Raw genomic sequence first — 15,015 nt, forward strand, 5'->3', positions numbered from 1 at the left:
ATCATCCTTTAACGCGAATGTCGGTCAGACTCCTGCCAACAAACCCTTATAGTAATGAACTATATCCTTAACAGTGTTCTCGATGACAAAATGCTTCTTGACCCGTTCCATTCCTCTCTCACCCATCTGCTGACGTTCCTGTGGATGCTCCAGCATCCAGCGGATGGCTTCTTCCAGCTTGGCAGGGTCTCCCGGTTCAATGAGCAGCCCGGTTTCATTGGGTACCACCGTTTCCTTGGGACCACCTTCGTTTGAAGCGATTACTGGCAAACCTGCAGCCATGCCCTCAATAATGACCTGACCGAATGGCTCCGGTGTAATGGAGGTATGAATTAGCAGATCACAGCGCTGCATCAGACCCTGAATGTCATCGACGTGTCCCATCAGATTGACGTTGGTCAACCCATATTCGCGCATCGTGGATTCCAATCGTTGTTTATATTCCTCTTCTCCGAACAACGCATCTCCAGCCAGCCAGAATTTCACACGCTGATCTGGTAAAAAAGAACGTGCCGCTTCCAGTAAAATATGTTGTCCTTTCCATTCCGCCAATCTGCCGACCAACACGACGTTAAACGAGTCATCGCCACGCAATTGCGCAGCCGAATCACGAGCCGTAATCGCTTTGGCAAAAGCGGAGTAGACGACGAGCGTCTTTTTGTCCGGGGGTAATTCCAATGCACTCAGCGTGGATTTGGAATTGGCAATCACACCGTTAGGCAAAAAGCGGGACATGAGCCGAATCCCTTTGGCTACAATCGGCTTCAGATACGGCGGACCGATGTGGTCACGGATATGCCATATCAACGGTAGCTTCGCCGATTTGGCGGCTACTGCACCATACAGTGCAGATTTGAGTGAGTTCGTGTGCACACACACGACTTTTTCCTCGCGCAACAATGGCGCGAGTTTCCTGCCGTAAGCTAGCAAACGAAAGGCTGCTGCAGGCGCACCCAGATTGACGGCATTTCGTCCCCGATTACGAATCGAATCATCTAGTGGAACAATGCGCACATCAATATCACGCTGCCGAAGCCGATCCGCCAAATCGCCCTCCTCCGCCAAAATAACGAGCGGGTCGATATGTTCCCCGATATTCGTCAGTATGTTATACAAAGCAACTTCGCCGCCGCTCCATCTTGCCGTATGGTCAATATAAGCTACTCTCATCATTTCGCCGCCGCCTTTCTGTCAAGGACCTGTCGGAACACCTCTTCTACCTGTTCCGCTACATGTCCCCATGTATATCTGCTCAGGACATGGTCCCGGCATTCCCGTGCATTCGGTAGAAGTTCACGATGATCCAGCACACGCAGCAACCCTGCAGCAATAGCTTCACTGTCCGTCCCCTGGAACAATAGCTCAGGACGGAATCCTCTTAAGATTTCCTTGTTGCCGCCTACAGGAGTGGCCAGCACCGGTAGGCCCGAGGCCATCGCCTCAACTGTGATCAGACCGAAACCCTCTAGTGCCTGTGTTGGCACAACAAACAAGTTCGAGGCTTGATGGTACAGGGGCAGCTCCTCATCCGACACATAACCAAGCAACCTTACATGGTTATGAAGATTGTATTCCGCCACCTTGGAAGCCAATTCCTCCATCAAGGGACCCTTTCCACCAATCAGCAGCAGATGATCAGGGTGTCGCTCGGTTACTCGTCGCCATGCTTCGAGTAGCTGTAGCAGTCCCATGCGATTAACAAGACGACGAACGGTTAGCACAATCGTCGCATTTTGCGGCAAATTCAGCCGCTTACGTACGGCCTCCTGATCCTCTGCCGGATGAAACCTTTCTACATTCGCCGCACCAGGAATAATATGAATTTTGCTAAGTGGTACTTTATAGTGCTCGTGCAAAATATCCCGAAAAGTCTCGCTTAGCACTATAAATTTATCCGCCAGACCATAAGCTTTCATTTCAATGGATTTGGCCAACGTCGTTTTAAGAAAATGCTTAATTCCCTGTCCTTCAATCTTCATTTCCTCCGTCCACGGTCCGTGGAAGGTGGTAACGACAGGGATTCCTCTTTTTTTCGCCTCCAGTGCCGGTCCGACACTATAGGGAGCAAAATGGGAATACAGCACATCGATCGGTTGCTTGTCGAACAGTTCTGCTGCATATTTTTGCATCAGCTCTCGGCGCTTCCAGATGGATTGCTGCTTGCTGCCAATCGAATGAATACGAATACGTTCAGGCGCCTGAGGCTGCTCATCACTACAAATTAGAGCATCCAGCGTATTGCGCTCTAGCGTAAGCTGCTCACAGATGGATTTGAAATATGTGTTGAGACCTCCTGGCTGTAAGGACGGCCAACTCAATCCCGTTGCCGCGATACGAAATCCGTTATTGTACGACATAGCTGGTTTCTCCTTTCTGCTCGGTCTGTCCGCCATCCACGACTTCTATCTTTTTTCGCCGCTTGGTTAACTCATAATGCTTGAAACAGACGAGAAACTCATACATCACCCAGAAAACAGCTACGGCAAAACCCGCCAACCCCTTACGGTATAAGCCTTGAACAAAATACTTCTGTACAAAGCGGGCGGGAGGTCTCCACAACAGTCTGGTAATCCGAAAGGATCTTCCTTTGTTAAATGCCGTCTCTGCTTCCAGATCTGTATATTTGTTAAAACGGGTCATATGATCACTGATGCTGCGGAATCCATAGTGCCATAACACGCCCTCCAGATTGATGATCTGGGAAGAGGCTACATCTGGCATTTCATGAACAAGACTATTCGTAATGCCATAAATTCGCCGATTGTACAAACGAACCAAATACTCGCCTTTGTTCATCCATTTGCCGAGAAAATCGCCAATGCGAAATACGGAATAGGCTTTGGCCGGATCGTGGAGCGTTTCCTTTACTTTCAATAAGTCACCAAGCAACTCTGCATCCACTACTTCGTCTGTATCAATCAGGAAAATCCAATCAAATTCCGCTTTATCAACACCAAACATGCGCTGTTTGGCATAACCGGGCCATGGGTTGGAAAACACCCGACAGCCCAATGATTCAGCTACCTGAATCGTATTGTCCTTGCTCCCTCCGTCAATGACGACGATATCGTCCGCAAAGGGCTGGCAGGATTTAATGGCAGCAGTAATTCGAATGCCATCATCCTGAGCGATAATAACTACGGATATCCGGTTGTCCGCGGGAACGCTAGACATGTGGTTCATTAGCGGGTGCCTCCTTCTTTATCTAACCGTTAACTGGCTTTTTCCGGATGTAGTGTGACATCGTTGATCGGAGCCATTGAAAATCTTGTTTGGAAATAACCAGTCTTGGAATTTTCATTTTCAGAACGAACTTAACATTACATAAAATGAAAACGAACCGTAAAATCCCCGAAGACAGCATTGCTATCCCTGCACCCGTCAATCCATATCTCGGCACGAGTATGGACAGCAATGGAATGACGAGCGCCAATCCGACACCCTGTAGAATGGTAACCAGTTTGGGCTTACCCAACGCCATAAATTGTTGTGCCAGCACCATGGTACCTCCACTGATAGCAACCTCAAGCACCAGAAACCGGAATACCGTAAGCGCTTGTTTAAACTCTTGACCATATAACAATGTGAATACGAACGGAGCAACCAGCATTAACATCACTGCAGCCAAAAAGGTTGCCGTTGAAGTCACTCGAAATGCCCGAAATGTTATGGCCACCGCCTCTTCCTTATCCAGCCCGGAGGCTTTGGGAAACAGCACGACAATGATCGAGGTTGAAAATACATTTACCATCCGGGCCAGGCTGACCGCTACCGCATATAAACCGAGATCAGCGGGTCTGAGCAGACCCGCAATCAAAATCTGGTCAATGTAAGTGGAAACCTGCCCCATGAGATCATTCCCGTATGAACCCATACCGTAGGTAAAGAGATTTTTAAATTGCGTCCAGCTGTTCTTCACCTTTGGTTTGTACAGCCGAATCATTCGTATCGTGACACCGATATAGATCGGCAAGCCTGGCAGTAAGTAGGCCAATGCTGAGGTGTACGGATTCATCGTCCCCGTCAGGATCAGAATCGCCAGTCCAAGCAGCGTACTTAGTGGTACCAGATACCGAAATAAATTGTACTGTTTATATTCCGAGCGAACTTGAAGCAATGCATTATTGATCTGTGAAATCGCTATGAGCGGACACATCATCATGGAGCACTGCGCGAAAAGTATGACCGATGAAGAAAAAGAGCGCAGCCAATAAGGAATTAGAAATACTCCGATGAGTGTCGCCATCCCCCCGAACACCGTAGCCAGCAGCAAGGCCAGACCATACAGCTTACCCGTTTCCTCAGGTTTCCTTTTGGCATTGTAAATCAATGCAGACGGAACACCGAAGCTCATGCAGAAGGCAAGAAATTGGGACCAGTTCACCATCGCTGTCTGTTCTCCGCGTCCAGTAGGACCCAAGAATCGTGCCGTCAGCACACCAGTCAGCATATTCACAACGAGAATCAGCATACTGAATATCATCGTTTTTACTGCTGCAGAGCTGTTATCCTTGCTTTTGGCAAACCGAATCACCGTGGACCATAGTGTCCGGACAGGTGCGGATAATGCTTGTAAGTTTTGCACAGCCTTTACCTTCTTTCCGCGATGACATCTTTTGCCCATAGTCCTATTCCGATCATCATCCAGATCAAATAGCCGCGCATACCGGGGAAACCATTATCCGATATGAGACTGGCTACAGCTCCGGCCCATGTAGCCAACGCCAGTCTGATATAAGGCTGACTGGAATTCCGTTCGGCAATACGGACGAGAAGGCGCTTGATGATAACGATCAGACCACCGAAGAAAAAGAATGCTCCGCAAATACCGAAGGTGAGGAAAATGGCAATATATCCATTATCCATAATCCCAAGTTCACCGAGATCGCCGCCGTTATCAAGCTTGGTTCCGATTCCTACACTCCCGATCCCCTGCCCGACCGGATTGCTAGTAATCGCCGGAAGCATTGTATGCAGTAGATCCAAACGTTCATTGTACGAATGATCCTGTTGAATATCTGTCAACGTCTGCATGCGAGCCACCAAACCTTCTGCCCCCGGAAGTTTTGGAACGATGATGTAGAGAAGAAGGCCGACGATAGCAAGTTGAAACAGAGTCTTCCACTTTCCTTTGGAGGATGAGCTGAGAATGTAAGCCAGCAACATGACGAATGCAATCAGCCAGGCTGAACGTACGAGCGTGACCAAAAGACAAACAACTGTTAGCAGGACTCCAATCCATCCCAAAGTGCCTCGCCACCGTTTCTCCATCAGCATCGGTACAAGTGCCATTGCCAGGAAAATAGCGCATGGGCCGGGCGAGTTCATGGAAGAAAACACTCTGATTTGAAGCGGTTCTGGCACCCCGATGGAATTCATTTCCACATGATTCATCCAAAATGCATCCCAAGGAGGCACCGTCAAGTACTGAATAATGCCGTATATCGCTACAAGAACAGCAATGTTGGCGTATGAATACAGCAGTCGGTCCAGCTCCTTTGCTTTCATTGGCTTAATCGCAAGATAAGGCAATAGAAGCAATGGAACCACATAATTGGCCAAATCATAAGCAAAAACAATACCATTTTTGAATAACCCGACCACACTTCCGTAGGCCAATTCTATGCCGAAAAATACAGCAATTCGGGTTAATGGCTTTTCCGCCAGATGAATACCCCGCAGCACAGGAATGATCAGCATGCTGCTTACCAGCAGCGGCGCCACGCTCAACAAGGAAACCGAGTGATACGTTCCCTCCAACCAATCTGCAATGCGGCGGATTTCCGGGCCTACTGCCCACACCACCAGTGTGTAAGAAATCAGTAGCCGTGATTGCAAGATCGCCAGCAGGAAGGCCGGAAAAACGATCGCCAGCAATATGGCTCCCTGCTGGCTCGTGGTGGGATTCATCTTGGCGCTGACAAATCCGATGGCGAGTGGCAGCATACAAGCCAGCACCCCCATACCAATCATGCCGATTCCACGCCGGCTTCCTAGCCAGAAGGAAATCTGCTGATCTGCCAACCGACTCATGTTTCTCACCCCTGGCCTCCCTTCATCCGCTTCCGCTTGAACATCTCTTTAAACAGCAGAACGAGGAACTGGGAATCCTCAATCAAATATCTTTTCCACAATCGTTTAGGCTCCTGAGACAACCTCCAAAACCATTCAAATCCTGTCTTCTGCATCAGCTCCGGTGCTCTCTTTACATTCCCCGACAGGAAATCAAAGGTCGCTCCCACCCCAATCGAAACTGGAGCGCGGTAAGTCTCATAATATCTGTAAATCCATTTTTCCTGCTTTGGTGCTCCTACACCTACAAAAACGATGTCTGGGCGAGCCTCTTGAAGTAACTGGATAATGTATCTGTTCTCCTCTTCGTTTTTCTCAAAGCCATAAGAAGGAGAATAGCAGCCCACCACATTCATGTTTGGATAGGATTCCTGGAGATTAAGCATAGCCTTCTCAGGAATACCGTCAGCTGCACCCAGAAAAAACAAACGATAGCCTCGATCCTCAAAAGCCTCTCCCAGCCGGGTGAACAAATCGGAGCCTGACACCTTTTGTTTGAGGGGCTTTTTCAGTAACTTAGACGCCCAAATGATAGGCATTCCATCAGCCACTACAGCTCCGGCATCCGAATATACCTTACGGAATTCATCATCCTTGCGAAGCTTGATCACATGATCGACATTACAGGTCAAAATGTAGGAATGACGCTGATGCTCAATAGAAGTATCTATAAATTCGAGTAGATCATTAAAATCGTAATTATCAAAGTTGACATCGAACATGTTCACTCTGCTCATCGTATCACTTCTCTTTGCGAAAATCGGTTTGAGTAGATGTTTGGTATAATGCATTCAAATACCAGCAAAACGGAATAATCATCTGAACCGTCGACAACGTATTATCTGAAAACGAGTAGATCAAAAAACCTGCAATTAAAGTTGCAAAATAAGGTTTAATAGACTTGGCAAGTGACCGGTAAATAAGAGCGAACACGATCAGTAATGAAAGCATTAAGAGCCCGCAACCGATATATCCGGTATCAAAATAAAAGCGTATATACTCGTTATGCGGTACAACAAAACCATTGAATAACGTCCCGTCGTTCGCAACCGTTACCGCGCCAAGTCCTCTGCCTGACCAAGGGTAATCATGTACTCTGTTCAAAAAATATTCCCATGCCTCCGAGCGTCCCGATAGGTCAATGCCTGTGTCGGTCTCCCGTTCGAAGGAGCGTTTTTTTAAATTGTTCCATTGCAGGGCCACCGCCCCCAGAGCAACCAAAAACGATCCGGCCAGCGGTAGCAAATAATTGACTTTTCCCTTGAGGTATTGACGGGCAATATCAAACAGATACACAGCAAACATTAATAACAATGCCAGAATCGGCCCACGTGTACCGGTGGCGATCAGGATTAAAAAGTTCAGTGCCAACACCGTGTAATAAAAGGCAGCTTGCCTAGGTTTGCGCTTGACCTCAATCAGCGAGACGGCAATTCCGAGAAAGGAGAGCATTGCCAAATGCGGCGGTATATTCGCTCCTTGTACTCTGACTGCGCCCGTAAATTCCACATCCGTAAATGAATGCAATCCTAAAACCTGCAAGCCTAATCCAATGACCACACTAATAATCGGCAACAGGCTGATCAACCGAATATGCTTTTCCGCCACATCCTTTTTCCACTGGATCAGTAAAAAAAAGAAGGGCAGTGATAGTCCCACGAACGCCTTGACGGCAATCGAGGTCGTTAACAAAGGCAGCCATGCTGAAAATCCAAATGTAATCCCCAGCATGATCACCAATGCCCAGACTGGATAGCTGAACTTGAGACGAATGCCATAAACGAGCATGCAAGGCACTAGCAGAGCCAAGATGCCCAATTTGTACAATGACAATATCTCAATGCCGAACACGCCACCCTGATACAGAGAATCGACCGAGACCGCTGTGCTTAGCAAAACTGCATAGCTGATGCGCTCTGGATGATGGATAGAGACAGCCAACAAAAGCAGTAAGCATACCGCTGCAATACTGACCACAGGTTGATAGGTAGCTGCAATTCCTACAGCAAGAGCGCCTAGTAGAAAAATAAAAACATGCTGTATGGTGTTTATTCTGGAAGTCCAAGGATAGTTACTCATGTTCAATCTTTCACCCCGCAGCTGACTCGCTTTTCCGGTTGCGCAGTGTATCCAGCGTTCCGCGGATATTTTCAAGCCTGCACCGGTTCAACAGCTTCCTGCCCTCAGTACGTGCCAGCAGGGAATCCACCGTGATGTATAACACTTTGGCTGCCACTTTTGCCATCAGTATCGCGTTGCCGCGCAGACCTGCAGCCTGAGCAGCATTAGACATACCCTGACAATAGTAGCGATTCATAATCCATTCTCTCGTTAAGCGTGAAGCCGGAACAAAATGTTCTACAGCCATGTGTGGATGATACATAATCGTTCCACCATTTTTACGGATTTGCTCGAATACCCACGATTCTTCACCAGATAGTAGGATATCTCCCTTTCTGCCCAGGTGAAGCGGGAACATGACGGCGGCGAAAGCCGTTTTGCGCATAGCCATATTCGCTCCAAATGGATTCAGTCCCGCCGGATATTCACAAACGGATTTCCCCAGATCAATAATCGTGTAAGGCAGTTCAAGCGGTCCTGTCAACCAGTTCGGCCGTTCCGTTTCAAACTTAGGATCAATTTTCCCACCCATAGCCGTCAGCTCGGGATTGTTCCCAAAGGCCGACATAATCGTTTGCAGCCATGTAACACACGGAATTGCATCATCATCCAGAAAAGCAATGACGTCTGCTTTTGATAACGTAATGCCAGCATTACGAGCAGCAGACAGTCCTTGTTCGCGCTCATAATGATACCGAAGATGAATGTCTTGGCCATGTGCAACGGTAAATCTTTTGATCGTTGCTGCTGTATGATCGGTAGATCGATTATCGACCACAATGATCTCAGCCAGTGCAAGGTCTTCCAGCTTCAGCAGAGACATTAACGTTTTCTCCAGCAGGTCCGCTCGGTTATAGGTGCAAATAACGACGGACACTGCGGGACATCGCTTAAATGTATCCATCAGTAAGCATCCTTGGAGAACAGCATCTTAACGCCTGTTTTCATGATAATTTTCAGATCGAGCCACGTATTGCGAACATGAATATACTTCAAATCCATTTGCACCATTTCTTCGAAGCCTACACTGTTACGTGCGCTCACCTGCCAGTAACCCGTACATCCCGGCGTTACAATCAGACGCTGCTTGTCATAATCGGAGTATTGCTCAACCTCGCTGGGCAACGGCGGGCGCGGACCAACTAAAGTCATATCTCCAACCAACACATTCCACAGCTGCGGAATCTCATCAATACTCGTCTTGCGTAGAAAACTGCCAATTTTCGTGATCCGAGGATCGTTTTTAATTTTGAACATGGCGCCGCTCACTTCATTCAGCTCCATCAAGTCCTTTTTCAGTTCCTCGGCATTGGACACCATTGAACGGAATTTATACATATCGAATAACTTCTCATTCTTGCCCACCCGAGTTTGCTTGAAAAACACACTTCCCTTTGGGTCTTCGAGCTTAATCAGAATGGCCACCACTGCAAACAGCGGGAGCAAGACGATTAAGCCCACGAAAGACAGCAGCATATCAAGGAGGCGTTTTGTGACCAGGTAGGACGTTTTATCCTGAATTTGTGTATTTCCGTATGGCATGTAAAACGCTTTACCTGACATGACAGCCTCGCCATCCTCCGGTAAATTTTCCATGCTCATGCTGACGTACCTCCTCTCAACCCGCTGTGGTTGCTTTCTCGGTCTTTTTCAGCCATTCATTCATGGCCTCCATAACCGGATACTTCAAATCATCGCTGGCAAGTGCAAATTCAAGAGTGGTTAAAATATATCCAAGACGTTCACCTACGTCATAACGCGTGCCTTCAAAGTCATAGGCGTATACACGTTCACTCTGATTCAGCTTTTGGATCGCATCCGTCAACTGAATTTCGCCGCCAGCTCCTTTTTCCTGAAGATCAAGATATTTGAAAATTTTCGGTGAGAACACATAACGACCCATAATAGCCAGATCGGATGGGGCTGTGCCTGGAGCCGGTTTTTCAATAAAATTATTCACTCGGTACAATCGTCCGTCCTGTTGGTCCGGTTCAATGATGCCATACCGGTTCGTGAATTCCTGTGGTACCCGCTGCACGCCGATCACAGAATTTTGTGTTTCCTCATATTGATCCATCAGCTGGCGCAGGCAAGGTTTTTGACCTGTTACGATATCGTCGCCCAACAGCACACCAAATGGCTCGTCCCCGATAAAGCGTCTTGCGCACCACACCGCATGTCCCAGACCTTTCGGTTCTTTCTGGCGAATGTAATGGATTTCCACTCCCGAAGAACGCTGTACTTCCTCCAGAAGCTTCAGCTTACCGTCCTCGAGCAGCTTTGATTCCAACTCAAATGCGTTGTCAAAGTGGTCCTCAATGGCACGTTTACCTTTACCCGTAACGATAATAATGTCCTCGATACCAGAAGCAATCGCTTCTTCCACGATATATTGAATCGTAGGCTTATTGATAATCGGAAGCATTTCCTTAGGCATTGCTTTGGTAGCAGGGAGGAAGCGCGTTCCCAATCCTGCTGCTGGAATAATGGCCTTTTTCACTTTTTTCATCATCGCACTCATTCTCCTTGCTTCATCGAATTTTGGTGTTGCTTACTTCACCTGATTCATCACAATTCCAACCAGCGTCGCGCTAGCCTGCTCCATGAGTTGCTTTGTTTTGCGTAGATCTTCCCGTTTGGTCCGGCCATGCTTGGCAACGAGAATCACACCATCCGTCAAGCCTGCAATCAGACGAGCATCCGTATAATTCAGCGCTGGCGCCGAATCAAGTAAGATGATGTCATATTCACGTTTAAGCTCTTCCATCAGCTCTGCCATACGTTCGCTACCGAGTAAATCTGCTGCGTTATACAGACTGTCCCCACCAGGAACAACCGATAGCTCCAGTCCACCATGCCTAACGATAGATTTGGAAGAAGCCCCACCGCGCAAATAAGCCGATAGACCTCCGGTATTCTCCATACCGAATATCTCGTGCAGCGCTGGTCTATGCAGATTGCAATCCACCAGAGCCACCTTCTTGCCTTCTTGAGCAAAGGAAACTCCGATGTTGGCGATCATTGTTGTTTTTCCCGCTCCGCTTTCCGGCGAGGTTAACAAAAGAACCGTCCCACGGTCCTTTTGCCCGATCACCTGCTGCCGGATGTATGTACGGAGGGATCGAAATGATTCCGAGATATACGATGATGGATTACTTTCTGTAATCAACATGTCATTCAATCGCAGCATATTTACGCTCCCCTACCCGTTCTTTGGAATTTCCGGCCACTCCATCGATGTCCTTCTTGCGAATGACGGGAATCGATGCAATTACAGGAATGCCGATGTCTGCATCCGCTTCTTTTTCCGTACGTAGCGTGCCGTTAATGCTTTCCAGGAACACAATCGTGCCCAGCGCAATCATCAGCGATACGAGAAAACTAATCGCAATATTCATGAGCGGATTCCCATTAATCGGGTCAGGATTGGCCTGCGGGTCCGCTTCATTTAAAATTTTCACATTATTTAATTCCATCAATCCAGGAACCGTCTGCACGAATTTCTGGGTTACTGCGTTTACAACCGCTGCGGCCTGAGGATAATTCCCTGCCTCAAACGTCAAGCCAATCACCTGACTTTTATCCGAGGATTTAATCTGCAGCTTCTCTGCCAACTTTTGCGACGTCAAATTGAACTCAGGATGAGTCGCTACCACAGCGTCCATAATTTTAGGCGAAGTGAGAATTTGCTTGTAGCTTTCCACCAAATTAAGACTTGTGTTGACGTCATTCAGATTGTTACTCCCCTGCTTGGCGGAAATATGATTAACCAGCAGTTGGCTTGAAGCGGAGTAGACTGGCTTTACGACATTGTCGCTCACAATGTAAGTAGTTACGCATGAGAGAATGACAAAAATCGCAATCAGCCACAATCTTTTTTTGATTAGGACTAGATAATCCAAAATGGTTTTCTCCACAAAAATCCTCCCTCCCACACAATTTCTCTTCTTATTTTAAGTATGATCTAATTGTAACAATCCGTTGTATAGACGACATGGAACCGAACGGCACTTTCTCCCTCACTACAGAGGAAGGGGGATGTATACTTTTGGACACGGCATGGTATACTTTTGTACCATACTTTGTCGATTATGGTAAATAGAAATGAAAAAATCCTCAAAACCACCAAAGTTGGTGATTTTAAGGATTTCTCTATGCCACTTGCATATGAAACTACTGCGTAGCTTATGGGGTTAGCGCATCATCATATTGGTTGGCTCGTACTTCGCTAGACCAATCGCATTGGCATATAATGCTGCCTGCGTACGATCTGCCAGTCGCAGCTTGGCCAAGATCTGACTGACATGCTTTTTGACGGTGAACTCACTGATAAATAAACGGGATGCTATTTCACGATTGCAAGCCCCTTGCCCCAGCTCGACCAGCACTTCTTTTTCCTTTGGTGTCAGGTCGTCCGTGAGATTGCCCGCATCTTCACGTAGCTTATTTTCGAGAATAGCCGGATCATAATATTTGCGTCCTTTGTTGACAAGATGAATCGCGTAAATTAATTCCTCAGGCAAAGCCTCCTTAAGCACATAACCGTCCACAGAGGCTTCCTCCGCTTTCAGAAAATCTTCACGTGTTGCAGAAGAGGTCAGCAAAATAAATTTGCTTCTGAACCCGCGTCCGCGCGCTATCTTGATAATATCCAGACCTGATTCATCAGCTAATTTCAAATCCAGCAGCACCAAATCTGGATCCGTTTCCTCGATCACTGCAAGTGCTTCCTGTTGATTCTGGGCCTCTCCCGCGAACTGAACATTAGGCTGCATGGATATAACCGCAGCGAGTCCTTTCCGTACTAAAGGATGATCATCGACAATGACAATTTTCATGATTCGGCCTCCTGTCTACAGTTCAGGATTTGCATAATCCCTATGTATCCGATTGTTACCGCAGATTTTGTATTGCAGAATGTTCACACATTGTATTCAAGGATTTTGCAAAATCCTCATTCATAAGCATTTACCGGAATGGACAATCGAATCTGTGTTCCCTCTCCGATTCGACTTGAAATATCAAATTCGCCTCCCATCGATTGAGCTAAATATTCCATATTCATCATGCCCAGGCCCCCGCCTGCACTGACCGCCTCACCTCCTGCTACCATTCTCGCCGTCTCAAACCCTACTCCGTCGTCATGAATAGACAGTCTAATCACTTGGGGCGTCAATTTTAACTTCACATCAATTCGCTTGGCCAATCCATGACGGATTGCGTTCCCCGCCGCTTCGGAAATGATGCGGAACAAAGCCTTTTGGTACAAATACGGAAGTGAATAATGATCACCATGGATATCAAAATCAATTTGTACATGGTTCAGCTTGGAGAGTGTATGCAGATGGCTTTTCACCGTACCCAACCAAGTTGAGCCTCCGCTTTTTTTCGAGCTCAGGCTATGAATTGCCCCCTTCAGCTCTCTAACTGCTTGATTGGCCGATTGCTGAATTAAATCAATTTGCTCCTCCACCTGCTCCTTAGGCTGATGGCACCAAGTCTGCCGGAGAGAATGGGTTGCGTACACAATACCAAAAAGACTTTGTGAAACATTGTCATGCATTTCATTTGCAATCCGGTTCTGCTCATTCGTCACAATCAACTGATTCTCAATGCGCTCCAGCTCATAGCGTTCCAAAAACACAGCACTCAGCTCAGCTAAGAATATCAGTTGTTGCACAAGCCAGCGTCTTCCTGTCAAACTTTGATCCGGTCCCAGCTTGAGGCCAATCGTCGCTACAAAGCGGGTCGTCATCGGTACGGTGATCATGAGAAAGTCGCCCCATTCCGGCAGATGTCTGAAAAATGGTTCGCGCTCTTCCCTGAACTCCTCCCGGTAATTCTCCAGTTCTTCGAATAGCTGCTCCTCTTCTTCTACCGTCCAGCCTGTCTGGCTGCTTGCCGGTGCATCTTCCTCCTGACTATCCAGCCAGAAAAATGCACGGCTCTGCTTGGTTAGCTTGACAGTGTAATCCGAGATGACCTGACCCAGATTTAATGCCTCATTATGGCTGGTCGTCTCCATGATGTGGTAAATCGACTTGATATGATCCATCGTCTCATTGGCTTGTTCTTTAGCCACCTTCAGTTCGTCCTTCATGACGCGAATAACCTGCATTGCCATTGTGGTTACGATCAATACCAGAAACAGATTAATGTTCTGCAATATAAGATCCCACAAAAAATATTGACCTGGTGTAAAAAAGATATAACAAAATGTGAGCACCAAACCGATATAAGAAAGTAGGAGCGTCCAGCTGTACCTCATGGATAGATGAGCACAAGCTACCAGCATGGGAGTAATCACATACCATTTGAACGGGCTATTTATCCCTCCGGTCGGGAATAACAGCAAAATGATCCCTGCGGTTTCTAGTGCAATACTGCATTTCAATACCATATCATGAAGTCTGTATTTACGATAAATCCAAGTAAATGCTGTAACGGATAAAAATAGAAAAACAATCAGTAATAGCTTCTGCCATACCATTAATCTAGATGTTTCGAACAGAAAAACAAGTGATGTTAAAGATAATGATACATAACGGTATAAAAAAATCATTTTGTCTTCTGCTGACTTCTTCAACTTCATCCTGTCACCCTATTCTGTGTTTTGAAGGGACGATGGGCATATTAGGTTTGTTTGCGTACTCTAAAAAAATCATAACCAATCCAAAAATAAATAACAAGACATAAACTCTTACGTAAACGGTTACATTCCAAAAAATTTGGTACTTTTTATAACATATTTACCGTTTCAGGAAAACATTTTGGGGGTAATGTCAGAATTTATGACGTTTGTCAAGGTAATAAATCACATTT

Annotated in this window: 14 protein-coding genes; all 14 read right to left on the reverse strand. The window is 46.8% G+C overall.

What is annotated here, in order from left to right; translation table 11 throughout:
• Nucleotides 1-24: 24 nt before the first annotated feature.
• On the reverse strand, nt 25-1,173 hold the full coding sequence (locus C0638_RS01965) for a glycosyltransferase family 4 protein (protein WP_013369823.1): 1,149 nt from the start codon (nt 1,171-1,173) through the stop codon (nt 25-27).
• Entirely contained in the window at nt 1,170-2,357 is a 1,188-nt protein-coding gene (locus C0638_RS01970; RefSeq protein ID WP_013369822.1) for a glycosyltransferase family 4 protein, read from the reverse strand. Before C0638_RS01970 ends, C0638_RS01965 begins: the two co-directional genes overlap by 4 nt.
• Nucleotides 2,344-3,183, reverse strand: a complete 840-nt coding sequence (locus tag C0638_RS01975) for a glycosyltransferase family 2 protein (protein ID WP_013369821.1) — start codon at nt 3,181-3,183, stop codon at nt 2,344-2,346. Before C0638_RS01975 ends, C0638_RS01970 begins: the two co-directional genes overlap by 14 nt.
• A 22-nt stretch (nt 3,184-3,205) precedes the next feature.
• Nucleotides 3,206-4,585, reverse strand: coding sequence for a lipopolysaccharide biosynthesis protein (locus C0638_RS01980; RefSeq protein ID WP_014599533.1), 1,380 nt, complete (start codon nt 4,583-4,585; stop codon nt 3,206-3,208).
• Nucleotides 4,586-4,590: 5 nt separating this feature from the next.
• Complete coding sequence (locus tag C0638_RS01985; protein WP_058710878.1) at nt 4,591-6,033, reverse strand: O-antigen ligase family protein; 1,443 nt, start codon at nt 6,031-6,033, stop codon at nt 4,591-4,593.
• 5 nt (nt 6,034-6,038) lie between these two features.
• Nucleotides 6,039-6,809, reverse strand: a complete 771-nt coding sequence (locus C0638_RS01990; RefSeq protein ID WP_014599532.1) for a WecB/TagA/CpsF family glycosyltransferase — start codon at nt 6,807-6,809, stop codon at nt 6,039-6,041.
• 4 nt (nt 6,810-6,813) lie between these two features.
• Entirely contained in the window at nt 6,814-8,151 is a 1,338-nt protein-coding gene (locus tag C0638_RS01995) for an O-antigen ligase family protein (RefSeq protein WP_013369817.1), read from the reverse strand.
• Nucleotides 8,152-8,161: 10 nt separating this feature from the next.
• The gene (locus C0638_RS02000; RefSeq protein WP_058710835.1) at nt 8,162-9,097 is read right to left on the reverse strand and encodes a glycosyltransferase; all 936 of its coding nucleotides are present in this window, start codon (nt 9,095-9,097) and stop codon (nt 8,162-8,164) included.
• Nucleotides 9,097-9,795: a sugar transferase gene (locus C0638_RS02005; RefSeq protein WP_013369815.1), complete on the reverse strand. Its 699-nt coding sequence runs from the start codon at nt 9,793-9,795 to the stop codon at nt 9,097-9,099. Before C0638_RS02005 ends, C0638_RS02000 begins: the two co-directional genes overlap by 1 nt.
• A gap of 16 nt (nt 9,796-9,811) precedes the next feature.
• Nucleotides 9,812-10,702 carry a UTP--glucose-1-phosphate uridylyltransferase GalU gene (gene galU / locus C0638_RS02010; RefSeq protein WP_025364257.1) on the reverse strand — a complete coding sequence of 297 codons (891 nt, stop codon included), beginning with the start codon at nt 10,700-10,702 and terminating at the stop codon, nt 9,812-9,814.
• Nucleotides 10,703-10,744: 42 nt separating this feature from the next.
• Nucleotides 10,745-11,383, reverse strand: coding sequence for a CpsD/CapB family tyrosine-protein kinase (locus tag C0638_RS02015; protein ID WP_013369813.1), 639 nt, complete (start codon nt 11,381-11,383; stop codon nt 10,745-10,747).
• A complete protein-coding gene (locus C0638_RS02020; protein WP_013369812.1) occupies nt 11,367-12,110 on the reverse strand; it encodes a YveK family protein in 744 nt (247 codons plus the stop codon). The genes C0638_RS02015 and C0638_RS02020 overlap by 17 nt, the downstream gene beginning before the upstream one ends.
• Nucleotides 12,111-12,386: 276 nt before the next feature.
• On the reverse strand, nt 12,387-13,031 hold the full coding sequence (locus tag C0638_RS02025; RefSeq protein WP_013369811.1) for a response regulator: 645 nt from the start codon (nt 13,029-13,031) through the stop codon (nt 12,387-12,389).
• Between the two features lie 116 nt (nt 13,032-13,147).
• Nucleotides 13,148-14,785 carry a sensor histidine kinase gene (locus tag C0638_RS02030; protein WP_013369810.1) on the reverse strand — a complete coding sequence of 546 codons (1,638 nt, stop codon included), beginning with the start codon at nt 14,783-14,785 and terminating at the stop codon, nt 13,148-13,150.
• Between the last annotated feature and the right edge of the window lie 230 nt (nt 14,786-15,015).

It is taken from the genome of Paenibacillus sp. lzh-N1, assembly GCF_002872435.1.
In the GTDB taxonomy this organism is placed as follows: Bacteria; Bacillota; Bacilli; order Paenibacillales; family Paenibacillaceae; genus Paenibacillus; species Paenibacillus polymyxa_C.

Coding starts and splice junctions, on each gene's coding strand:
- C0638_RS02030 (WP_013369810.1), bottom strand. CDS start 14,785: ATGAAGTTGAAGAAGTCAGCAGAAGACAAAATGATTTTTTTATACCGT.
- C0638_RS01995 (WP_013369817.1), bottom strand. CDS start 8,151: ATGAGTAACTATCCTTGGACTTCCAGAATAAACACCATACAGCATGTT.
- C0638_RS01975 (WP_013369821.1), bottom strand. CDS start 3,183: ATGAACCACATGTCTAGCGTTCCCGCGGACAACCGGATATCCGTAGTT.
- C0638_RS01985 (WP_058710878.1), bottom strand. CDS start 6,033: ATGAGTCGGTTGGCAGATCAGCAGATTTCCTTCTGGCTAGGAAGCCGG.
- C0638_RS01965 (WP_013369823.1), bottom strand. CDS start 1,173: ATGATGAGAGTAGCTTATATTGACCATACGGCAAGATGGAGCGGCGGC.
- C0638_RS02000 (WP_058710835.1), bottom strand. CDS start 9,097: ATGGATACATTTAAGCGATGTCCCGCAGTGTCCGTCGTTATTTGCACC.
- C0638_RS02025 (WP_013369811.1), bottom strand. CDS start 13,031: ATGAAAATTGTCATTGTCGATGATCATCCTTTAGTACGGAAAGGACTC.
- C0638_RS02015 (WP_013369813.1), bottom strand. CDS start 11,383: ATGCTGCGATTGAATGACATGTTGATTACAGAAAGTAATCCATCATCG.
- galU (WP_025364257.1), bottom strand. CDS start 10,702: ATGAAAAAAGTGAAAAAGGCCATTATTCCAGCAGCAGGATTGGGAACG.
- C0638_RS02005 (WP_013369815.1), bottom strand. CDS start 9,795: ATGAGCATGGAAAATTTACCGGAGGATGGCGAGGCTGTCATGTCAGGT.
- C0638_RS01970 (WP_013369822.1), bottom strand. CDS start 2,357: ATGTCGTACAATAACGGATTTCGTATCGCGGCAACGGGATTGAGTTGG.
- C0638_RS01990 (WP_014599532.1), bottom strand. CDS start 6,809: ATGAGCAGAGTGAACATGTTCGATGTCAACTTTGATAATTACGATTTT.